General features: G+C 68.9%; 23 protein-coding genes. 17 read left to right on the top strand and 6 right to left on the bottom strand.

Features of this window, described 5'->3' with window-relative positions:
• A partial coding sequence (locus VP06_RS01130; protein ID WP_048462004.1) for a MurR/RpiR family transcriptional regulator occupies positions 1-908 on the bottom strand: 908 nt, incomplete at its 3' end.
• Between the two features lie 392 nt (positions 909-1,300).
• Here VP06_RS01130 and VP06_RS01135 point away from each other — a divergent pair.
• The 4 genes from VP06_RS01135 (at position 1,301) to VP06_RS01150 (ending at position 5,628) form a co-directional block, all read left to right on the top strand.
• The gene (locus VP06_RS01135; protein ID WP_048461990.1) at positions 1,301-2,395 is read left to right on the top strand and encodes a CgeB family protein; all 1,095 of its coding nucleotides are present in this window, start codon (positions 1,301-1,303) and stop codon (positions 2,393-2,395) included.
• Positions 2,392-3,492 (top strand): CgeB family protein, encoded by a 1,101-nt coding sequence (locus VP06_RS01140; protein ID WP_048461991.1) that lies wholly within the window; start codon positions 2,392-2,394, stop codon positions 3,490-3,492. The genes VP06_RS01135 and VP06_RS01140 overlap by 4 nt, the downstream gene beginning before the upstream one ends.
• A 164-nt stretch (positions 3,493-3,656) precedes the next feature.
• On the top strand, positions 3,657-4,682 hold the full coding sequence (locus tag VP06_RS01145; protein WP_048461992.1) for a UDP-glucuronic acid decarboxylase family protein: 1,026 nt from the start codon (positions 3,657-3,659) through the stop codon (positions 4,680-4,682).
• Positions 4,683-4,863: 181 nt separating this feature from the next.
• Positions 4,864-5,628, top strand: coding sequence for an alpha/beta fold hydrolase (locus tag VP06_RS01150; protein ID WP_048461993.1), 765 nt, complete (start codon positions 4,864-4,866; stop codon positions 5,626-5,628).
• 522 nt (positions 5,629-6,150) lie between these two features.
• Here VP06_RS01150 and VP06_RS35805 read toward each other — a convergent pair.
• Both VP06_RS35805 and VP06_RS01160 read right to left on the bottom strand, forming a co-directional pair.
• A complete protein-coding gene (locus VP06_RS35805) occupies positions 6,151-6,927 on the bottom strand; it encodes a hypothetical protein (protein WP_156295395.1) in 777 nt (258 codons plus the stop codon).
• A complete protein-coding gene (locus VP06_RS01160; protein WP_245291005.1) occupies positions 6,924-7,235 on the bottom strand; it encodes a hypothetical protein in 312 nt (103 codons plus the stop codon). The genes VP06_RS35805 and VP06_RS01160 overlap by 4 nt, the downstream gene beginning before the upstream one ends.
• Before the next feature lie 524 nt (positions 7,236-7,759).
• Between VP06_RS01160 and VP06_RS01165 the strand changes: the two genes are divergently transcribed.
• The 4 genes from VP06_RS01165 to VP06_RS36930 all read left to right on the top strand — a co-directional run bounded on the left by VP06_RS01165 (position 7,760) and on the right by VP06_RS36930 (position 10,741).
• Positions 7,760-8,383 (top strand): periplasmic heavy metal sensor, encoded by a 624-nt coding sequence (locus VP06_RS01165; protein WP_053081476.1) that lies wholly within the window; start codon positions 7,760-7,762, stop codon positions 8,381-8,383.
• 15 nt (positions 8,384-8,398) lie between these two features.
• On the top strand, positions 8,399-9,094 hold the full coding sequence (locus VP06_RS01170) for a response regulator (protein ID WP_048462007.1): 696 nt from the start codon (positions 8,399-8,401) through the stop codon (positions 9,092-9,094).
• On the top strand, positions 9,091-10,383 hold the full coding sequence (locus tag VP06_RS01175) for a HAMP domain-containing sensor histidine kinase (RefSeq protein ID WP_048461995.1): 1,293 nt from the start codon (positions 9,091-9,093) through the stop codon (positions 10,381-10,383). The genes VP06_RS01170 and VP06_RS01175 overlap by 4 nt, the downstream gene beginning before the upstream one ends.
• A gap of 178 nt (positions 10,384-10,561) precedes the next feature.
• Entirely contained in the window at positions 10,562-10,741 is a 180-nt protein-coding gene (locus tag VP06_RS36930) for a cysteine rich repeat-containing protein (protein WP_197093098.1), read from the top strand.
• 332 nt (positions 10,742-11,073) lie between these two features.
• Here VP06_RS36930 and VP06_RS38470 read toward each other — a convergent pair whose 3' ends face one another.
• Both VP06_RS38470 and VP06_RS01180 read right to left on the bottom strand, forming a co-directional pair.
• Positions 11,074-11,373 (bottom strand): transposase family protein, encoded by a 300-nt coding sequence (locus VP06_RS38470; RefSeq protein ID WP_082167085.1) that lies wholly within the window; start codon positions 11,371-11,373, stop codon positions 11,074-11,076.
• Between the two features lie 366 nt (positions 11,374-11,739).
• The gene (locus VP06_RS01180) at positions 11,740-12,630 is read right to left on the bottom strand and encodes a helix-turn-helix transcriptional regulator (protein WP_048461996.1); all 891 of its coding nucleotides are present in this window, start codon (positions 12,628-12,630) and stop codon (positions 11,740-11,742) included.
• Positions 12,631-12,828: 198 nt separating this feature from the next.
• On the opposite strand from VP06_RS01180, the gene VP06_RS01185 reads away from it, so the two are divergent.
• Positions 12,829-13,407 (top strand): DUF308 domain-containing protein, encoded by a 579-nt coding sequence (locus VP06_RS01185; protein WP_048462008.1) that lies wholly within the window; start codon positions 12,829-12,831, stop codon positions 13,405-13,407.
• A 51-nt stretch (positions 13,408-13,458) separates the two neighbouring features.
• Here the strand turns inward: VP06_RS01185 and VP06_RS01190 are convergent, their stop codons facing one another.
• The gene (locus VP06_RS01190) at positions 13,459-14,319 is read right to left on the bottom strand and encodes a LysR family transcriptional regulator (protein WP_048462009.1); all 861 of its coding nucleotides are present in this window, start codon (positions 14,317-14,319) and stop codon (positions 13,459-13,461) included.
• Positions 14,320-14,483: 164 nt separating this feature from the next.
• On the opposite strand from VP06_RS01190, the gene VP06_RS01195 reads away from it, so the two are divergent.
• The 8 genes from VP06_RS01195 (at position 14,484) to VP06_RS01230 (ending at position 21,256) form a co-directional block, all read left to right on the top strand.
• Positions 14,484-15,383: an NAD(P)-dependent oxidoreductase gene (locus tag VP06_RS01195; protein WP_048461997.1), complete on the top strand. Its 900-nt coding sequence runs from the start codon at positions 14,484-14,486 to the stop codon at positions 15,381-15,383.
• The gene (locus VP06_RS01200; protein WP_048461998.1) at positions 15,380-16,204 is read left to right on the top strand and encodes an oxidoreductase; all 825 of its coding nucleotides are present in this window, start codon (positions 15,380-15,382) and stop codon (positions 16,202-16,204) included. The genes VP06_RS01195 and VP06_RS01200 overlap by 4 nt, the downstream gene beginning before the upstream one ends.
• A gap of 51 nt (positions 16,205-16,255) precedes the next feature.
• Positions 16,256-17,104 (top strand): alpha/beta fold hydrolase, encoded by an 849-nt coding sequence (locus tag VP06_RS01205; RefSeq protein WP_048461999.1) that lies wholly within the window; start codon positions 16,256-16,258, stop codon positions 17,102-17,104.
• A gap of 105 nt (positions 17,105-17,209) precedes the next feature.
• A complete protein-coding gene (locus VP06_RS01210) occupies positions 17,210-17,740 on the top strand; it encodes a VOC family protein (RefSeq protein WP_048462000.1) in 531 nt (176 codons plus the stop codon).
• A gap of 480 nt (positions 17,741-18,220) precedes the next feature.
• Positions 18,221-18,751 (top strand): RNA polymerase sigma factor, encoded by a 531-nt coding sequence (locus VP06_RS01215; RefSeq protein WP_048462001.1) that lies wholly within the window; start codon positions 18,221-18,223, stop codon positions 18,749-18,751.
• A 2-nt stretch (positions 18,752-18,753) separates the two neighbouring features.
• Positions 18,754-19,521, top strand: a complete 768-nt coding sequence (locus VP06_RS01220) for an anti-sigma factor (RefSeq protein WP_048462010.1) — start codon at positions 18,754-18,756, stop codon at positions 19,519-19,521.
• An 8-nt stretch (positions 19,522-19,529) separates the two neighbouring features.
• Complete coding sequence (locus VP06_RS01225; RefSeq protein WP_048462002.1) at positions 19,530-20,642, top strand: catalase family peroxidase; 1,113 nt, start codon at positions 19,530-19,532, stop codon at positions 20,640-20,642.
• A complete protein-coding gene (locus VP06_RS01230; protein ID WP_048462003.1) occupies positions 20,639-21,256 on the top strand; it encodes a cytochrome b in 618 nt (205 codons plus the stop codon). The genes VP06_RS01225 and VP06_RS01230 overlap by 4 nt, the downstream gene beginning before the upstream one ends.
• Positions 21,257-21,357 lie beyond the last annotated feature (101 nt).

Here is a 21,357-nt window from a genome sequence, read left to right on the forward strand (position 1 = left end):
GGCCACGCGGCGGAGCCGCTTCGGAGCGGCCAGGCGGCGTAGTCGCCGTCGAGCCAGGGCAGGACGGATTCGGTGAGCTGGGTCGCCGCGGCGACGAGCCCGCCCGAGCCGTGGGCCACGGCACTCGACAGCGCCTCGGCCAGGGCGGCGAGGCTGGCATCCGAGGCGGCGAAGTAGCGGCTGTCGGTCCGCACGCCGAGCGTGATCGTGGCCCGCGCCGCGATCGGCGAGTGCGGGCCGTCGGTCAGTGCCAGCACCGTCGCGCCGCTCTCCCGCGCCTGATCCGCCAGCCGCACCGTGTCGGCGAAGTAGCGCGGCGTGGCGAGCACGATGACGAGGTCGTCGGCCGTCAGCCGCCGCAGCACCCGGGCCGCGAAGGCCGGGCCCTCGATGGTGGCGAGCAGGCTCACGTCCTGGCGGGTGAGGTCGAGGTTGCGGGCCAGCAGCCCCGCCGGCCAGGACGAGCTGCCGAACCCCACGATATAGACCCGCCGCGCCGCCTGGATCGCCGCCACCGCCTGCTCGCAAGCCCCGGCATCGAGGCCGGCCCGCGTCGCCTCCAGGTTGCGCGCGATCGCCGCGAAGGTGGCGTCGATCACGCTCGCCGGGTCGGCCGGCTGTTCCAGGTTGCCGCGCAGCTTCTCCACCGGCGCCAGGGCTCCTTCGAAGCCGAGGACCAGGGCGGCCCGGAACTGGGCGTAGCCGTCGAAGCCCAGCGCCCTGGCGAAGCGGTTGGCCGTCGCCACCGAGACGCCGACGAGATCCGCGAGTTCGGCGACCGGCAGGGTCGCGGCCTTCAGCGGGTGGTCGAGCACGTAGCGCGCCACCTCGCGGTGCGATTGGCTCAGGTTCGGGAAGCTGTGGGCGATCCGCTGGGCGACCGAGGCGCCGTCGGGCGGGGGGCTCACGGCCGCCCCCTGGCGCACCGCGCGGCATTCCTGCCGAGGTGATCGAAAAATATCATGAGTGCGATAGTGGCGAGATTTTCATGCCGATGGCAAGCCCGGGCGTGCCGGGATTGCGGGCAAGCCCTGCCCGATGACGGGGCAGGCGTCCGCAAGTCGGGTCTTCGGCAAGTCGGGTCTTCGGCAAGTCGGGTCTTCGGCAAGTCGGGTCTTCGGCAAGTCCGGTCTTTGGCAAGTCGGCTCTTCGGCGGGCGGTGCCCGCGAGCAGAGGCGCCGCACCGCCGGGATCGTGTTGCGCGAGAGCGGATTTGCCAAACGCCGCCGCTCCGCCATCTGCACATACAGTCAGGGAGCATCGCGGGAGCGCGGTGCCGAGAGGGAGATCCCCGCGCCGCATGCCCAGCCTCGCCTTCTACGGCTCCAGCCTGCTCTCCGCCTACTGGAACGGCGCCGCCACCTATTACCGCGGCCTGATCCGCGACCTCGCCGGCCGGGGCTGGCGGACGACCTTCTACGAGCCTGACGCCTTCGAGCGCCAGCAGCACCGCGACATCGACCCGCCGGACTGGGCCGAGGTGGTGGTCTACCCCGCCACCGAGACGGCGGCCCGTGGCGTGATCGCCGAGGCGGCGAAAGCCGACGTGGTGGTGAAGGCGTCGGGCGTCGGCGTGTTCGACGATCTGCTGCTCGACGACCTGGCGAGGACCGCCCGGCCCGATGCGGTGCGGCTGTTCTGGGACGTCGACGCCCCGGCGACGCTCGCCGAGATCGGCGCCTCCCCGGACCATCCGATGCGCCGGATCCTGCCCGATCTCGACCTCGTCCTGACCTATGGCGGCGGGCCGCCGGTGGTGGCGGCCTATCGGGCCTTCGGCGCGCGGGATTGCGTGCCGATCTACAACGCCCTCGATCCCGACACCCATCACCCGGTGCCGGCGGAGGCGCGGTTCGACGCCGACCTCGCCTTCCTGGGCAACCGCCTGCCGGACCGCGAGGCGCGGGTGGAGGAGTTCTTCCTGAACCCCGCCGCCTCCCTTCCGGAGCGGCGCTTCCTCATCGGCGGCAATGGCTGGGAGTGGCGGGCCTTGCCGCAGAACGTGCGCCGCATCGGCCATGTGCCGACGGCGGACCACAATGCCTTCAACACCTCGCCCCGCGCCGTGCTCAACATCGCCCGCGACTCGATGGCCGCCACCGGCTGGTCGCCGGCGACCCGGGTGTTCGAGGCCGCCGGCGCCGGTGCCTGCCTCATCACCGATGCCTGGACCGGCCTGGAGATGTTTTTGGCCGAGGGCGAGGAGGTGCTGGTCGCCCGCGACGGGCGCGACGTCGCCGCCCATGTCGAGGCGCTGACGGCAGAGCGGGCCCGGGCGATCGGGGCGGCGGCGCGTCGGCGCATCCTGAGCCAGCATACCTATGCCCGGCGCGGCGCCGAGGTCGATGCGGTGCTGCGCCGGGCGCTCTCCGCCCGCCGGGAGGCGACCGCGTGAGCCGGCCCCTCGACCTCGTGGTGCTGGGCCTGAGCCTGTCCTCGTCCTGGGGCAACGGCCATGCCACCACCTACCGGGCGCTGCTGCGCGCCTTCGTGGCCCGCGGCCACCGGGTCACCTTCCTGGAGCGCGACGTGCCCTGGTACGCCGCCCACCGCGACCTCGCGGATCCCGGCTATTGCGACCTCGTGCTCTACCGGGATCTGGCGGATCTCGCCGACCTGGCGCCGCGGTTGGACGCGGCCGACGCCGTGATGGTCGGGTCCTACGTGCCGGACGGCGTCGCGGTCGGGCAGATGGCGATTGCGTCCGCCCGCCGGACCGGCGCCGTCGCGGCCTTCTACGACATCGACACGCCGGTGACGCTGGCCAAGCTCGCCCGCGGCGACCACGACTACCTGACGCCCGACCTGATCCGGTCTTACGACCTCTATCTCTCCTTCACCGGCGGCCCGACGCTCGCGCGGCTGGAGCGGGAGCACGGCGCGCCGATGGCCCGGGCACTCTATTGCTCGGTCGATCCGGAGCATTACGCCCCGCGCGGCGGTCCCTTGCGCTACGATCTGAGCTATCTCGGCACCTACAGCCCGGACCGGCAGCCGACCCTGGAGCGGCTCCTGATCGAGCCTGCCCGCCGGGCGCCGCAACTCCGCTTCGCCGTCGCCGGGCCGCAATATCCCGATGGCATCGACTGGCCGGCGAACGTCGCGCGGCTCGACCATGTCGGCCCGGCCGACCACCCGGCCTTCTACGCGGCCAGCCGCTACACCCTGAACGTCACCCGGGCCGACATGATCGCCGCCGGCTACAGCCCGAGCGTGCGCCTGTTCGAGGCCGCCGCCTGCGGCACGCCGCTGATCTCGGATGCCTGGGACGGGCTCGACACCGTGCTCGCGCCCGGCCGTGAGATCCGGGTGGCGGAGAGCGCCGAGGCGGTGCTGGCGATCCTGGGCGACCGGGACGAGGCCGCACGGCAGGCCCTGGCGCAGGCGGCCCGCGCCCGGGTCCTCGCCCGCCACAGCGCCGCCTGCCGGGCGGCGGAACTGGAAGCCGCCCTGTCCGAAGCGGGGGCTGGCCGTGTCCGTGCCGTACCCTAAAATACTCATACCCCGTATCGAAACACGGCGTGGGAACGAGGCGTTGTGTGCGGGTGCGGAGCCGGGACCCCAGAGATCCCGGATCCGCGTCGCGCCGGAGGGCGCTCCGGGCGGTTCTGGCCCGGCCAGCCGTTGGCCCGGGCAGCCTGGAGAGGATCGACCGCATGAGACACCGAGAGAGCACGCTCGTCCTGGTCGCCGGCGCGGCGGGGTTCCTGGGGTCTCACCTGTGTGATCGCCTGCTCGCCGAGGGGTACGAGGTGATCGGCCTCGACCATTTCGGCACCGGCCGTCGGCGCAACCTGCGCCATCTGGAGCGCGAGCCGCGCTTCGACCTCGTGACCCACGACGTGGTCCAGCCCCTGCCGGCCCGGCTGCGGCGCCAGCGTGTCTCCCGGATCTACAACCTCGCCTGCCCGGCCTCGCCGCCACATTACCAGGCCGATCCGGAGCACACCCTGCTCACCAGCGTGCTCGGCACCCGCCACCTGCTGCTGGCCGCCGAGGAGAGCGGGGCGCGCCTGCTCCAGGCTTCGACCTCCGAGATCTACGGCGACCCGGAGATGCACCCGCAACAGGAGAGCTATTGGGGCCACGTGAACCCGACCGGCCCGCGCGCCTGCTACGACGAGGGCAAGCGGGCGGCGGAGACGCTCTGCGCCGACTATGCCCGGGCCGGCCGTGCGGCGGTGCGGGTGGCGCGCATCTTCAACACCTACGGCCCGCGCATGCGCGCCGATGACGGGCGGGTGGTCTCGAACGTGATCTGCCAGGCATTGGCCGGCGACGACATCACGGTCTATGGCGATGGCAGCCAGACCCGCTCGTTCTGCTACGTCGACGACCTGATCGACGGCCTGTACCGCCTGATGGAGCACGGGGAGGCGCGGGACATCGGCGCGGTCAATCTCGGCAACCCGGTCGAGCTGACGGTGTCGGACCTTGTGCGGCGGGTGCTCGGCCTGACCGGCTCGCCCTCCGCGGTGGTGACCCGCCCGCTCCCCATCGACGATCCGCGCCGGCGCCGGCCCGACATCACCCGCGCCGGCGAGCTGCTGGGCTGGGCCCCGCGGGTCCCGCTGGAGCAGGGCCTGCGCGCCACGGTGATGTGGTTTTCCGACGAGGCCGAGGACGGCCCCCGGGCCGGACGGCGGCCGGGGCGCGACGCAACGGCTGCGGTGGTGGCCTGAGGCGCCGGCTCCGCGTTGCAGGGCCGCCCTGCCCTGGCTAGAGCGCTTCACGATTGCGTTGCAATCGCGAAGCTTCTCTAGCTGTTTGATTTTGCCGCATTTTCTACGACGAACCGGTATCCACTTCGTCGGAAAATGCTCTAAAGCCGGCTTCCGGACCTCGCGCGGGAGCCTCGACGCCATGCAGACCTTCGATTCGGACGGCGTGCCGATCGCCTATCTCGACGTGGCTCCGGCCGACGGCGCGGGCGAGCCGATCCTGCTGATCCACGGCTTCGCGTCGAACCACCTGGTGAACTGGGTCAACACCTCCTGGGTGCGCAGCCTGACCGGCGCCGGGCGGCGGGTGATCGCCCTCGATAATCGCGGTCACGGCCGCAGCGGCAAGCTCTACGAGCCGGACGCCTACGGCTCCGACCTGATGGCCGAGGATGCCCGCCGGCTCCTCGACCACCTGGACATCCCCCGCGCCGACGTGATGGGCTACTCGATGGGTGCGCGGATCACCGCCTTCCTGGCGCTCGGTCACCCGGGCCGTGTCCGCTCGGCCGTGCTCGGGGGATTGGGCATCCACCTCGTCGAGGGGCGGGGGCTCCCCGCCGGCATCTCGGACGCGATGGAGGCGCCGTCCCGCGACGCCGTCGCCGATCCGGTGGCGCGCTCGTTCCGGGTCTTCGCCGAGCAGACCGGCAGCGACCTCCGGGCGCTCGCCGCCTGCATGCGCGGCTCGCGCCAGACCCTGTCGCGGGCGGAAGTCGCGCAGATCGAGGTGCCGGTCCTGGTGGCGGTGGGCACCACCGACACGGTCGCAGGCTCGGGCCCCGCGCTCGCCGCCCTGATCCCGCAGGCGAAGGCCCTCGACATTCCCAACCGCGACCACAACCTCGCGGTCGGCGACAAGGTCCACAAGGCCGGTGTGCTGGAGTTCCTGGCCGGACGGCCCTGAGGCCGAAATCTTGACACACGGCCCCGAGGGCCATGCCTTTTCAGGTGTTATCTTGGCCACTGGCATGGTCTTTTTGAGCAGCCTGGCGGTGGCCACATGGGCACACGCTTCGGCCGCCGCGACGTAGGCGATACGCCTGCGCGATCTGCGCCGCCCTGACGCTCGAAGGCAGGTTGCTCCACAGCCAGATCGTCCGATCCCCCCGTCGTCGGCGTCGTCAGGCTGAGCGTGATGCGCCGCCAAGCGACCTGGCTCCCCTCCAGGGTGATGCTCTGCTCGCGCAATGAGCCGGTGTCGCAGGATCCGCAGTCTCGCCACTCCCCCTGTGCCCCCAGGCGGGGATGGTTGAGGTGCTGACGCCCCACGACGTGGCGGTCCGCTGCGACCAGACCCTTCAGCCAGGTCCGGACACAGAAGTGCCGATCGGCGACCCAGACCTGGCTGGGCGCGGCAGAGTCAGGTGCGCCCGGGCCAACGTCCGCTCATCGGCATCAGCATCGTCGGCCGCTGCCTGATCGACGGTCAGGCCGGTATCGGGATCGTAGACCACCAGCGTCTGCGCCGGCAGGGCTGCGCCGCGATGGGCGCGCAGCTGGTCGGGTTCGGTGCGATTGACCTTGTCGGAGAGCCTCGCCGTCGGGCGACGCATCGGAGACGACAGCGTCCACTCCGTCGGCCCGCAGCAGCAGGCGCAAGGCAGGCGCGGCGTGGCCGCGGCTGGAGCGGCGCGGAGCATTCACCAGGCTCACGGCGTCGCGCAGAGCCGTTAGGGTGCCGAGCCGCCGTGCTCCAGCCATGACAACCGGGAACTGCTCCGCGCTCGCCAAGGTTGCCGACCGCCCCGGGAGCGGCGAGCCAGAACAGCGCCTCGGCACCCGCCTCGCCGAGCAGGGCGGCCGCGCAGCGATGCGCCAGCAGGCTTGAGGTTGGAACCGGGTCCTCGTCGAGGCCCGAGATCACGGTCGCGACCTCGGGCGCCGGTAGGCTGCGTGGAACGTGATGGTCGACGAGGATCGTGGGCACGCCGGGCAGGATCGGCTCCGCCTGCACGCCGATCTCGGCGTCGACGAGGCCCGCGACTGGCGGACCGGTGGCGAGCTCGGCCCTGATCGTGTCGGACCAAGCGCTCTCGCCGCGCCCGATCACTCGCACCCGCGCCCGGCCGTGGGCGGTCTGTGCCAGGGCACGGGCGAAGAGGGCGCCGGCCGACAGGCCGTCAGCATCGTCGTGGCAGAGCACCACCGGGATGCCGGAGCCGAACTGCGCGAGGGCCTCGGTGAACCCGGCTGTGGCGGTCACGTCCGTGCTTCGGCGCGGAGGCTGGCGACGAACCGGCGCGCGATCTCGCGCACGGCTTCGTCGTCCTGCGTCGCGCCGCCGCCCGGGTCGCCGAGATGGTTCACGCTGGCGTCGAGAGCGTCGAGCAACTCGGGGTGCCGTTCGGCGAGAAAGCGCAGCGTGGTGAACAGCAGGTGCTCGGCGACGATCTCGCGCCGCCGGGCCTGGGTTGTCGCGTCGGAGGAGGACTGTGTGTCGGTCATGTCAGGCAACACGCGGCCGCGCCCACGGTTCAGGACCGGCTCGGCGAGTGCCGTGGAGCGCCACATGACCTCAAGCGCCCAATTCGCCCGGTCGCAAGGCGGACCCGATCGGCGATGATGGAGCGCTGCGAGTCGATGTCATTCATGAATTCCCGCCGCTTCTGCCAGTTGACGAACGAGCGAGCGACTCAAAAGCGGTGAGGTGTTTCGGTTCATTCAGCAATAATGGCACCCCCGGTCTCGGCCGTTAGTTCCAGTCACAGGCACTGCTACAGTTGCGTCTTTCTCATCCGCGAGTCGGGCGAGACTCGCGGCGCCTGGTGACTCCAGTTGGTAGCGCTCACCTTCATTTCGGGCGCGATGTTACGTCCTCATCAAACCGCTGTCAGGTCGATTAAGCAAAAAAATTTATTGATTGCCAATTTTATCGCACTCGGTGAGCGTGAATGTTTGAAATATCCATGGATACACATAAATATCGCATTCCTCCGGCCGAATTACAAAACTTTACAAACGTCGACGAGAGGCGAAATGTTGGGCGCCCATCATCCGACCTGACTGATGCGGAGCGCATCGCAGGAGATGCCACAATGGCTGCGGACCCGATGATTGACTCGACGCCGATGACTTCGCGGCCTGCGGCGACCCCGCGGCCGCGCTTTCTACGGCTGACCGTTGTGAGCCTCGCATTGATGGTCGGGGCCGGCACGGCCGGGTTCGCGCTCGCGACGGGCGCGCCTTTCCAGGGCTGGGGCTCCGGCACCTGGGACCCGGGGCAGAGACTCGCCAAACTCCAGTTCATGACGAAGCGCGCTCTCGATGCGGTGGGTGCAACGTCAGAGCAGGAGAACCGGGTCCATGACGTGATTGCCTCGGCGGCAGCCGCACTGGCAAAAGAGGGCGCCCCGATCGCTGATACGCGCCAGCGGCTCGTCGAGCTCCTCAAGGCCCCGACCGTGGACCGTTCCGCAGTCGAGGCGTTGCGGGCCGAGATGGTGCGCAGCATCGACGCGCGCTCCAGGATCGTCGCCGGCGCACTGGTCGATGCCGCCGGCCAGCTCAGCGCGGAGCAGCGCACGAAGCTCATCGAGCGCGTCACAGCGGCGATCGAGCAGCGGCGCGCTGCTGGCCCCTGGGGACGCGCTTGGCAGATGGACGGCCAGAGGCGCGACCGGCTGCCGAGCGAGGGCGGCTCCGGGCCCGACCGGGATTGAGGAATGGAGACCGAGGTGGCCGAGCGACTTCTCGTCGTCGATGACGACCAACGCCTCGCCGCGATGGTGTCCGAGTATCTATCGGGTGAAGGCTACATGGTCGCCACCCGGTTCACGGCGCGGGAGGGCCACGATGCCCTCCGGCGCGAGCGCTTCGACGCCGTGATCCTCGACGTGATGCTGCCGGATTGCGACGGGTTCGAGCTCTGCCGCCAGGTGCGCACGCATTCCAGCGTCCCGATCCTGATGCTGACGGCGAAAGGCGAGGAGACCGACCGGATCATCGGCCTCGAGATCGGCGCTGACGATTACCTGCCCAAGCCGTTCAACCCGCGCGAGCTGTTGGCGCGTATCCGCGCGCTGCTGCGCCGGCGACGGGCGCCGGACGAGGTCGCGCCCCTCGACTTCGGGCGCCTGCACATCGATCCGAGTTCGCGCGTCGTTCGCCTCGACGGGTGCGAGCGGCGGCTCACCAGCCGCCAGTTCGACCTTCTGCTCGCCTTTGCCAACAATGCGGGACGCGTGCTGAGCCGCGAGCGGCTGATGGATCTGGTCGGGGGCGACGAGATGGAGGCGTTCGATCGCTCGATCGATGTGCACGTCTCGCGGCTGCGCGCGGTGATCGAGGACGACCCGCGCACGCCGCGGCGTCTCATCACCATTCGTGGTGCGGGCTACGTCTTCGCCCGCCGCCAGGACGATGAGCCATGAAGGCCCTGCGCCGCCGCCTGTTCTGGAAAATCTACCTGACGCTGCTGGCGGGCTTGCTCGGTTCCGCCTTTGCCATGGCGGCATTGTGGTGGGCCGTCGGCGAGACGCCGAAGCGGCGTCTCGAGATGCTGGAGGCACAGATCGCGAGCGAGGCCACGGCACTCGCCGGCCACGCGGCGGAGGCGGAGCCGGCGGTCGGGCGCCTCAGCGCGGTCGTCGGTGCCGACGTCGCCCTCTACGAGCGCGGCGGTGGCCTGCTGGCTGCCCATGGGACCCATGCGAGGCTCGTGGGCGACGAGGCCGGTGGTCCACGTGCCCTCTGGGTCCTGCGCACCGCGCTGCCGGACGGGCGAACACTTCTGGTCAGCGCCCATCCCACCCCTGGCACCCGGGTCGCGCGCATCGCGATCTTTGCCCTCCTCGTCGCCGCCTTCGTCGGGCTCGCCGCCTTGCCGGTGACGGCGCGCCTGACACGGCGGCTCGAGCGACTGCGCTCCGGTCTGGCACGCTGGGGCGAGGGCGATCTGCGCACTCGCGTCGACGCGAGCGGCGGAGACGAGGTCGCTGCACTCGCGCACACGTTCAATATCGCCGCAGCGCGAATCGACGCGCTGCTTGATGCTCAGCGACGGCTCCTGACCAATGCCAGCCACGAGCTGCGTTCGCCGCTGGCCCGTCTGCGACTGGCAGTCGACCTCTGGTCGGCCCGTTCAGCCGGATCGGCCCGCGACGAGATCGTGCGCAACCTCGCCGAACTCGACGCCCTGGTGGAGGAAATCCTGCTCTCGAGCCGACTCGAGCACGACGGAGCCCGTTGCGCGCGTCGAGAGAACGTCGACCTGCTCGCCCTGGCCGCGGAGGAGGCAGCCCGCGTGGGCGCGGAGGTCGAGGGCGACTCCGTCAGCGTGCTTGGCGAAACCGCCCTGCTGCGCCGTCTGCTGCGCAATCTCCTCGAGAACGGAGTGGCCCACGGCGCTCCGCCGATCCAAGTCCGGGCGGAGCCGGCCGGCCGGCTGGCGCGCATCGTCGTCTCCGATCGTGGCCCCGGCATTCCACCGCAAGAGCGTCAATGCGTGTTCGAACCCTTCTATCGCCCGCGCGGCCGTGACGAGCGGGCGGGTGGTTGGGGCCTCGGTCTCGCTCTCGTCCGGCAGATCGCGGAGCGGCATGGCGGTTCCGCCGGATGCGTGGAAGCGGACCGGGGCGGCAGCTGTTTCGTCGTCGAGATCCCGCGCGACCCGTCATGCACCCGCGCGAGGCGCCTCTCGGCGGAAGGCGAGCCGCCATAGGCGATCTAGCGACGCGTCCGAGCCGGCAACAGCGGCTCAGCGCGAGACATCATACCGTCCTTGGGTTTCAGATCAGGAGACAGTCGTGCGTTACTTGGCTTCGTGCAGCATATTTCTCGCCGTCCTGGCAGGTTCTTCAGTCCAGGCTGCGCCGCAATCTCCGGCGGCCGCAGAAAGCATGCGGCAAGCCTGCGGGACAGACTACAAGCGTCTATGCGCCGATGTGAAGCCGGGCGGCGGACGCATCCTCGCCTGCTTGAGATCGCATGCGGCAGAACTCTCGATCGAGTGCCGGCAGATCCTGCCGACTCAGCGGCGCAGCACGTCGTCGGACGGGCAAGCGGCCGCACCGCGCTGACACCAAGGATAGCTTCGCCAAAAGGATCGCATCGCCAAGCGGGGAGCCGGGATCATCACGCGCAGGGTCGGATTTTGTAGAACTTCGTGTTCTACGATGCGCGCAAGCGCGGTTCCTGAGCAGCATCGATCAGTCTCGCCGACGGGTGCGGGTTAGATCGCGAGAAAGACCTCCGCGCCCGGATCGCTCTCCGTGGCCCGATGCGGCCCATCTGCGCTGCGGATAGGCTTCCAATAGCTCAAGCAGAAATTGCGAAGTGCTAAGTCATTCATGGATCAGAAGATCGGTCTAGCGCCGGCTATAATCGTCGTTCACTGTCGGATGGCGACGCTCTATCCAGATAAAATGTGGTGCTGGCCGCGAATTCTCTGTGGTCGGCTCAGGCCGCGTCGGTAGGCCGGATTGCGGCAGGAGAACCGCCGCACCTCGATGCGCAGCCTGATCCGCGATGTCGACAACGGCAGGTCGGCCGGATGGCGGTGGTAGCGGCTATGGACGGACCGGCTCGCATGCCCGCACGCGGGGCAGCAGCCTGTGGCTGCGTCCAGTCGCACCGGGATGACGAGGTGATCGTCGTGTCGTTCGACGAGATGCGCAACGCGGCACTCGGGGATGGCGAAGGGAATGTTCATGCCTCCCACGATGGGGAGGGCGGATCAGACCATCATCGGCCCGAGGCGATCCACCGCCATCCACGCAAAGTGAGCAAGAACCGCAGAAATGGGGCAATCCCACTATCCGGGTTGTCCTGTCGCCTTCGGTAGGTTCAGCGTCAGCGGGCCGTTGCCTGCGCCTCGAGACGCTGGAGCCAGAGGTCGGTGAAACCACTCGGCAGACCAAGTGGCATGCGAACAACTGACCCCTTGCAGACCTTCGAGCCTGCTGACTGAGACATCCGCTCGGCAAGAAGAAGCGGACATGTGTGCGGCGGTCATGCTATCGGCATGTCGTGGCCCGTCACGCGACGACCGTTCCAAGCGGATGGCGCGCTTTCACAATCACGCCTCGCTCGGCGGCGCAGGTTCGTCCCTCGGCGGATGGCCGAACATCGCCTTGAAAGCACGGCTGAACGCGGCTTCGGACTTATAGCCGACGCGGAGTGCGACCTCGCCGACACGGGCCTCGCGGGCGACCAGCATGTCCCGGGCGAGCGTGAGCCGCCACTCGTTCTGGTAGCGCAGAGGCGAGCGTCCGACGAGGGCGGTGAACCGCTCGCAGAAGCTCGACCGGGACATGCCGCTGACGTCGGCCAGGGCCTCGACGCCCCAGCGCGGCAGCGGTCGCTCGTGGATGACCTTCAGCGCTCGGGCGATGCGGGCGTCGGACAAACCTCCCAGCCATCCGGTGGTGTGCCCACGCTGCACCCAGGTCCGAAGGGTGCGAATGACGATGACATCGATGATCCGTGAGATCATCAGCGCCGCGCCGGGCTCGTCGTCGGTCACCTCGACCATCAGGAAGGGGACGATGCCGTCGAGCCACCCGGCTCCCTCGGCGCGCCGGATGTGGATGCGCGCGGGCAGGGCCGAGATCATGCCGCGAAGAGAGTGAGGATCGAACCAGAACCGGCAAACGATCACCGATGCGTGCGAAGCGGATACCACCAGCCTGGATCCTCCGAGACCGCGGGGCAGAAGCACGAGATCGCCAGTGTCGATCACGATGCGCGTCCCGGCCTCGTCCTCGACATCGAGCGAGCCGTCGGCGACCACCAGGACATAGGCGGCCCCGGCTTCCAGATCCAAGCCAGTCGACCAAACAACGTGGTGTGATCGGACATGGTCCCCGGTGAGCCGGATCTGTGCCAGCACGTGCGAGAGCAGGTCGCCGGAGACCAGGCCCGGTCCGCCGTCCGGAAGAACGGTCAAGTTTTTCAGTGATCCGGTCATGGGTGCCATCGACGTCCGATTGTAAACGGTTCTCCCGAAGCGACGCGGATCTCTCTGAAATGACGCCGCTGTCACGAAGCACGGCCTCCGACTCGCTGAGTCCGCCGCGCGACTGCCCGTCTCCTCGATCCCCCACGGAGCTCGGGCTTGCCCGAGTTCCGCATCCTCCGCCGCGCCGCGCATCCGAAGGGAACGCCGATGACGACCATCCAACACCCTGTCCGTGACACGTCGCGCTGGCTGAGCTCCTATTACTTCCTCCGTGCCGGGGTGTCAGTCGGCTGGGTCGCGGCCGCCTTCACCATCGGGAAAGGGATGTCGCCGGCCGCGGGGGCGCTCCTGGTCGCCTATCCCGCCTGGGACGCCGTCGCCAACCTTATCGATGCCCGGCGTAGCGGCGGCTTGGCCGCCAATCCCAGCCAGTCCCTCAACGCGGCCGCCAGCACCGTCGTCGCCATCGCGGTGGCGGTCGCGCTCGAACGGGGCCTGCACGCGGTGCTGGCGGTGTTCGGGGTCTGGGCGATCCTCTCCGGCTTGCTGCAGCTTGCAACCGGCGTCCGGCGCTGGCAGGCGGGTGCCCAATGGGCGATGGCGCTCAGCGGTGCCCAGTCGGCTCTCGCGGGCACCCACTTCATCGTCAAGGCGAATGGTGCTGCGACGCCCGGGATCGCGGACATCGCTCCCTACGCCGCGTTCGGCGCCTTCTACTTCCTGGTCTCGGCCGTGTGGCTGACCGTTGCACGGCTGCGGAAGAGGGCGGCGGAACGGACCGCATGATCCTGTGCGGCGCCGGCGGAACGCGCGAAACCGCGTCGTCTCGTGTCGGCCTCATGCGGTCGCGTTCACGAGATGGTCCGATACGGCCGAGATGAACGCACGAAGGCGCTTAAGACGCCGCAGGTCCCGGTGATATCCCATCCAGATGTCTCGCGTCGGCGGCGGGGTCGGCATTTCGAGGTTGCGAATCCCCGGGATCTGATCGCCGACCACGCGAGGCAGGACAGCGATGCCGACGCCTTGCCGGCACATGCGCCCCTGGACATTGCGATTGTTCGAACGCAGGATCGGCCTCGCGTTGGGGAAACTCTCGATGAGCCACGCGATGTCAGGGAACTGGCCCGTGGATGTGTCGTGAGTGATCAGCCGGAAGCCGGCCCCATCGCCATATTGGGGATTAGGTGCATCCTCGGCGATGTAGACGCCGTATTCGAGCCTGAACAGCCGCCGCTGAACGACATCGGCCGTATCGAACGGAACGATACGAAAAGCGACGTCGGCCTCCCGTTGGGCAAGATTGAACAGGCGTGTGCCAGTCAGTATCTCGACGTCGACATTGGGATAGGTCTTCGAGAAATCCGCCAGGACGGGCGGGAGAACATAGGCCCCGAACCAGTCCGCTGACGAAATACGCAGGCTGCCTTTGAGATTCTGCTCCTGCCCCGCAAGCCGGCGCTGCATGGCCAGCGCGCCTTCTTCCATCTGCTCGGCCAATGCGATGATCCCGTGGCCCTCGTCGGTCAGAACGAGACCGTCCGCCGTGCGCTGGAAGAGGGTGTGGCCGATCGCCTGTTCGAGGGCGCGAAGGCGCCTACCGACGGTCGGATGGCTCGTCTGAAGCGAACGCGCGGCGGCGCCGAGCGTGCCGCATCGCGCGATCGCGAGGAAGATTCTGACGTCGCTCCATTCCATCGAGAGCACCCGCACAAAACTGAGCGTCGAGAGTACAGCGATGTCAGTTACAGTACAAATCTAAGCACCTAGATTACCGCCATCGCCGGAAGAAGCGCCCATCCGTGGATCCTCCGCCCATGAGGATGGTCGCTCGGGCTCCATCAACCAGCAGGAGATTGACCATGCAGATCGGATTTGTCGGCCTCGGCAGTATGGGCTCGGCCATGGCCCTCACCCTGGTGAAGGCCGGCCATGACGTGCGGGCCTGGAACCGGAGCAAGGTCGCTCAGGACGGAGTTCCCGGAGTCACGCTGGTCGAACGCGCTGCAGATGCATTCGAGGCCGACGCTGTCTTCACGATGCTGTCTGATGACCTGGCTATTCGGGAGGTGATCCTTGATGCCGGTTTGCTGGCGAGTGCGCAACCGAGGCTCATCCACATCGTCACATCGACGATCTCGGTCGCGTTCGCGCGGGAACTGGAACTCCTGCACGAAGAGGCGGGCCTCGGCTACGTGTCCGCACCGGTACTCGGTCGACCGAACGTCGCGGCGAGCGGCCAGCTCAACATCCTGGCGGCCGGGAAGGCCGATGCCGTTGCGGCGATCGAGCCGCTGCTCGTCCCCCTCAGCAGAAAGGTCTGGAAACTAGGGGAGGATCCCGCTCGGGCGAACGCGGCAAAGCTCGCCTGCAACATGATGATCGCCATGGCGATCGAGGCGATGGCCGAGGGTGTCGTGCTGACTGAGAGTGTCGGCCTCGACCGTGCAGATTTCTTCGAACTCATTCTGGGCACCCTGTTCTCGGGCCGCGCCTATGAGAGCTACAGCGCGCAGATCACCGGGCGATCCTTCGAGCCGGGGTTCAAAGCCAGGCTCGCCCTCAAAGACATGCGCCTGGCGACCGAGGCCAGCAACGGAATCGGACGCACGCTCCCGCTGCTCGAGGCAGTCCGCGAGGGGCTCAGCAGAGCTATCTCGGCAGGCGTTGGGGAGAAAGACTGGTCGATTATGGCCGACATGACGATTCGCGGCGGCAACGGCGCGGCAGCGTCGGAAAACAACTTGGAGACGAAGTCGTGAAAACTTGGCTCATCACTGGATGCTCGAGCGGCTTCGGCCAGCGCCTTGCCCTGGCCGCGGCACGGCGCGGCGACCGGGTTATCGCGACCGCTCGCGATGTCACATCGATCGAAGAGATGGCGATCCCCTTCACCGGCCGCATGATCGCGCTGCCGCTCGACGTGACGGATGCGGCAGCCGCGAGATCAGCGGTCGACAAGGCCGTCGAGACGTTCGGCGGGTTCGACGTGCTTGTCAACAATGCCGGCTACGGACTGTACGGCGCGATCGAGGAAGGCACGCCCGAGGAATATCGGCCGATGTTCGAGGTGAACGTCTTCGGTCTGATCGAAACCACCAGAGCCGCGCTGCCTGTCCTGCGGCGCAAGGGCGGCACGATCGTCAACATGTCCTCCGGTGCCGGCATCGCGGGCGGTGGCGGAGGAGGCTACTACAACGCTGCCAAGTTCGCCGTAGAAGGCGTTTCCGAGGCGCTCGCGGGCGAGTTGAAGCCCTTCGGCATCCGCGTGCTGATCGTCGAGCCCGGGCCGTTTCGCACCGATTTCCTCGGCCGCTCGATCACCATGGCGGCCAAGGAGTTGCCGGACTATGCGGCGAGCTCGCGCAGGCACTATCGCGAGACCAACGATGGCAACCAGGCCGGCGACCCCGACAAGGCCGTTGCGGTGATCCTGCGGGCGGTCGACGCCGACGACGCTCCGCTTCATCTGCCACTCGGCCCGGTCGCGCACGCGATCGCCGAGCGGAAGCTGGCGGCGTTTCGCAGCGATATCGATGCCTGGCGCGGTATCTCGATCGCCACCGATTTCGATCGGTCTTGAGCTCCGGCCTCCGTCGCTGTTCTCACGCCAACATCTGACAGGAGTGCGATCATGATCGCAGCTTTGGAGGGATTCACCCAGCAGTTGGTGCCGGTGAACGGCATCAAGCTCAACGCCGTCACCGGAGGGGCTGGTTCGCCGATTCTCCTGATTCACGGCTGGCCCGAAACCTGGTGGGAATGGCACCATGTGATGCCGCTGCTGGCCGCGCATTTCAGCGTGGTGGCCATCGATCTGCGCGGCGCGGGCTTCTCCGACTGCCCGCTTGACGGCTACGACAAGGCCACGATGGCGCGCGATGCGCATGAGGTCATGGTCGCCCTCGGGCACGAGCGTTACGCGGTGTGCGGGCACGACGTCGGCGGCATGGTGGCGTTGCCGCAGGCGGCGATCCATCGGGAGGCAGTCACGCATCTGGCCGTGCTCGACGTGCCGCTGCCCGGCTGGACCGGATGGGAGGCGGCGACCGCGAGACTCTGGCACTTCGGTTTCCATGGGAACCGGGATCTGCCTGAGCGCCTGATCCATGGCCGCGAATACGATTACGTTTCGGCCTTCATGGCCGAGAGATTCTACGATCACGGCACCTTCAATCCAGCGGATATCGAGATTTACGCGAAGGCGATGGCGCTTCCTGGCCGCACGCGCGGCGGCATGGAATGGTATCGCACCCTCGCCGCCGATCATGCAGCGGCCCTCGACTACAAGAAGCACAAGCTCGAGATGCCGGTGCTTGGCTTAGGAGGAGACCAGCGGTTCGGGGCGCAGATGGTGCCGATGCTGCAAGAATTCGCCAACAACGTGACGGGCGGCGCGATCGCACGATGTAGCCACTATGTCGCCGACGAGCGGCCGCACGAAGTCGCGGCGGCTCTGATCGCGTTCCTCAAGGCCAGCTGAAGACCTTGGCCCGCGGGATCGTGCGGGCCAAGCCGGTCGCGGCCCTGCGGGCAATGCCCCTTCAAGGGTCGCGAACGATCGACCCAATCAGGACAGGAGTTTGTCATGTCTGCACCCGTCATTCGCGGCGTCAATCATCTCGGCATCACGGTACCCGACATCGAAGCAGCAAAATCGTTCCTGGTGGAAGCCTTCGGCGCGCAGGTGATCTACCAGTCTTTCGGACCGCCGGATCCGCCGCGCCAGGGACCCGGATTCGAGCGGGCGGTCGGCGCATTCCCCGGAACGGTCGTTCGTGCCCAGGCGATGGTCAAGATCGGAACCGGAGCCGACATTGAGCTGTTCGAGATGCACGGCCCCGAACAGGCCCAGCCGGTCCGGGCCAGCGACTTCGGCATCACGCATTTCGCGCTCTACACCGACGACATCGAGGCGTCGGTCGCCCGCTTCGAGAAGGCCGGCGGCACACCCCTGACCGCGCCGCGCGCCATTCCTTACGCGACCGAGAAAGGTCCGGGGAACAAGGTCTGCTACTGTCGGATGCCCTGGGGCACCACGATGGAGTTCATCACCACACCCGACCGCATGGGCTACCATGACCAGACGGATCTGCGGAGATGGCAGGACGAGGACTGAACCGGGCACGAGACGGAATTCGCATCGGTTCAGGCGGGGCGATGCCGACGCAGCCGGACGAGTGACTGTCAGAGCAAATCCAATCGGAGGCCCTGCTGAGGTGCGCAGACGAACAAGCGGCATATCAGCGGCTTGCCCGTTGCAGATTGTCGAGACCGGCAGCGGAGAAATCTGCCAGGCTGGACGGGGCGGACATCCACGCGGCCCCCCTTGACACTCGTCGCTTCATGCACGCTCGCGGCTTGAGCACGGGCGCCTCCCCGCGACCTGAAGGGGAAGGAGAGAGGCGCCCGGACCGTCCGCATGGGCGCCGTCCGACATGTCACGGGTCGTCGCGCCGCACGAGCCCTCTCCAAAAAATTTTGATCAGAGATGGAATACGCAACCGCGAACGGCGTCCTCTCCGCGTGAGGCTGCTTCCCGCGCTTGCGCAGGGCATCCGCGAACGGAAGGAGATCCGCGCATGTCGGAACGCTGGTCATGAGCGACATGATGCGCCTCGTCGGGCCGCTGATCCCGGCACTGCGCCGCTACGCCAGGGCCCTTCTCCGCAACCCGGTCGATGCCGACGACCTCGTCCAGGATTGCCTGGAGCGGGCGGTGAGCCGCTGGCATCAACGCCGTCCCGACGGCGACGCCCGCACCTGGCTCTATGCGATCCTGCACAACCTTGCGATCAGCCAATTGCGCCAGCGGACCCGGCGCGGCCCGCACCTGGCCGTCGAGGATGCGCCCGAGGCGAGCCTCGCGATCGCGCCCAGCCAGGACGACGGTCTGCGCCATCGCGACCTGATGGCGGCCCTCGACACCCTGCCAGGGGAACAACGCGGCGTGCTCCTGCTCGTGACCGTGGAAGGGCTCTCCTACGCCGAGACCGCGCAGGTGCTCGCCATCCCGGTCGGTACCGTGATGTCGCGCCTCTCCCGCGCGCGTGACCGGATGATCCAGCTCATGGACGGCGAGAGCGGCTCCACCCCCGCCAAGCGCCCGCTTCTCAGGAGGGTGAAGTGACCCTGCGCCCGATCGGTGAGGACGACCTCCACGCGCTCGTGGACGAGCGGCTCGACACGGCCCGCCGGTCCGAGGTCGAAGCCTATCTCGCCGCCAATCCCGAGGCCCGCGCCCGGGTCGACCGTCTTCGCACTCTCGGCCGCGACCTGAGGACCGCCTTCGCGCCTGTCGCGACCGAACCGGTCCCGGGGCGGCTCAACCTCGCGCACATCGTCGAGGCGCGACGACGGCCACGGCTGCAGGCGTCCGCCCGGCAAGCCGCAGCGGCCGCGATGCTCCTCGCGGTGGGCGGTCTCGGCGGCTGGGGGCTCCACGGCGCGCTCGCGCCTGCCGGCGTTGATGCCCTGGCGCAGGAAGCGAGCGCCAGCTTCGCGGTCTACGCGCCCGACCGCACGCGGCCGGTCGAACTCGCCGCGAATGACAGCGCCGAACTCGCCCGCTGGTTCTCCGCCCGACTCGACCGCAAGGTCGGTGTGCCGGACCTGAGCTCCGCCGGTTTCCGGCTGATGGGCGGGCGCCTGATCGCCACGCCGCACGGCCCCGCCGGCCTTCTGATGTACGACGACCATCGCGGGACACGGTTCGTCGTCCTCATGCGACCGATGGCCGAGCCGGGTGACGCGCCGATGCGCGAGCACCGGTTCGGATCGGCCATCGGATACGCCTGGGCGCAGGCCGGGCTCGGCTACAGCCTGGTCGGGGCGGCCGAGCCGGCCGTCCTGCATCCCCTCGCCAACACGATCCGCCGCATCACGACGACGAACACCTGAGGGATCCGATGTCTTTGCTGAACGACCTGACCGGGGCACCTCCCGGAATGCCGCCGCACGCCCTTCTCCCGCGCCTCGCCGCCATCGGGGCGGTGCTCGCCGGGACGACCTGCGGTTTCGCCTATGCGGGCGGCTGGTTCTCACCGGGAGCACTGACGCCGGCGCGGGTGATCGACCGCTTCGAGCAGGTGAACGGCCCGCATCCGGGGTTCCGCCGCAACCACGCCAAGGGTCTCTGCGTCGAGGGCCGCTTCACCGCGAGCGGCGCGGGCGCGGTCCTCTCGAAGGCCGGCCTGCTCGCCGCCGGGCGGGTGACGCCCGTCGCGGGCCGGGTGGCGCTCGCGGGCGGCCAGCCCTACGCGGCGGATGCCGAGGCCACCGTGCGCAGCCTCGCCCTGCGCTTCACGCTCCCGGACGGCGAGGAGTGGCGCACGGGCATGAACAACATCCCGGTCTTCCCGGTGCGCACGCCTGAGGCGTTCTACGAGCAGTTGCTCGCCGCCAAGCCCGATCCGGCCACCGGCAAGCCCGACCCTGCGCGCCTGAAGGCCTTCTTCGCCGCCCACCCGGAGAGTGCGAAGGCGGCGGCCCTGATCAAGGCGCGCACGGTTACCGCGGGTTTTGCCGACAGCACCTACTGGAGCCTCAACGCCTTTCGCCTCGTCGCGGCGGATGGCCGGGATACGCCGGTGCGCTTCGCCCTCGTGCCGGAGCGCGCGCCCTCGCCGGAGCCCGCGGCCCAAGCCGCACGGCAGGACACGAACTTCCTCTTCGACGACCTCGCGGCCGCGCTCCGGCAGGGAGCGCTGCGCTGGCACCTCGTCGCGACGATCGGACGACCCGGCGACCCGACTGCGGACGCCACCCAGCCCTGGCCCGCCGACCGCGAGAGCGCCGACCTCGGCACCCTGGCGCTCACCGGATCGACGCCCGAGGCGGCCGGCAACTGCCGGGACGTGAACTTCGATCCCCTGGTCCTGCCCGCCGGCATCGCGCCGTCCGACGATCCCCTGCTGAGCGCCCGCTCGGCGGCCTACTCGCAATCCTTCACCCGCCGCGCCGGCGAGGACAAGACGCCGAGCGCAGTCGCCGGCACGCCGCCAAACGGAGCCGCCCTGTGACGCCATCGCCCCGCTTCACCCTCCCCGCGCGCCTGCTTCACTGGAGCATGGCCGTGCTGATCCTCGCCATGCTGCTGATCGGCGTGGCGATGGTGACATCGCTCGCCGACTACCACGCCCTGGTCTCCCTGCACCGGCCGCTGGGGATCCTGATCCTGGTCTTGGCACTGCTGCGGCTCGCCAACCGGTGGCGCCATGCGCCCCCGCCGCTGCCGGCCGACCTGCCCCTATGGCAGCGGCGGGCGGCCCACGCCTCGCACGTCGCGCTTTACGCGCTGATGCTCGCGATGCCGCTCGTGGGCTGGGCAATGCTGTCGGCGGCGCGCTACCCCGTCGCGCTCGCGGGTCCGCTCGTGCTCCCGCCGATCCTCCCGCAGAGCCCAATGCTCTATGCGGGCCTGCGCTCGGTCCACACCGTGCTCGCCTACTCGCTGTTCGGCCTTATCCTCGCGCATCTCGGCGCAGCGCTGCTGCACGCGCTGATCCGCCAGGATGGCGTGTTTTCCAGCATGGCATCCTGGCGTCCTTCCCGCCCGGCACCGACGCTCCAGCCTGAGGGCCCGACCGGGGCGCGACCATCACGATCCCCCACCGAGCAGCAGGCTCGCAAGTGACAGCCACCGCAGGACCAGAGCTGTCGAAAGGTCGGCTAGCGGGCAACGCGCGATCGTTCAGGCAACCCCGATTGGATGTTAGAGTCCGTTCGGAAAGGGTG

The sequence above is a fragment of the Methylobacterium aquaticum genome (assembly GCF_001043915.1).
Taxonomy (GTDB): Bacteria; Pseudomonadota; Alphaproteobacteria; order Rhizobiales; family Beijerinckiaceae; genus Methylobacterium; species Methylobacterium aquaticum.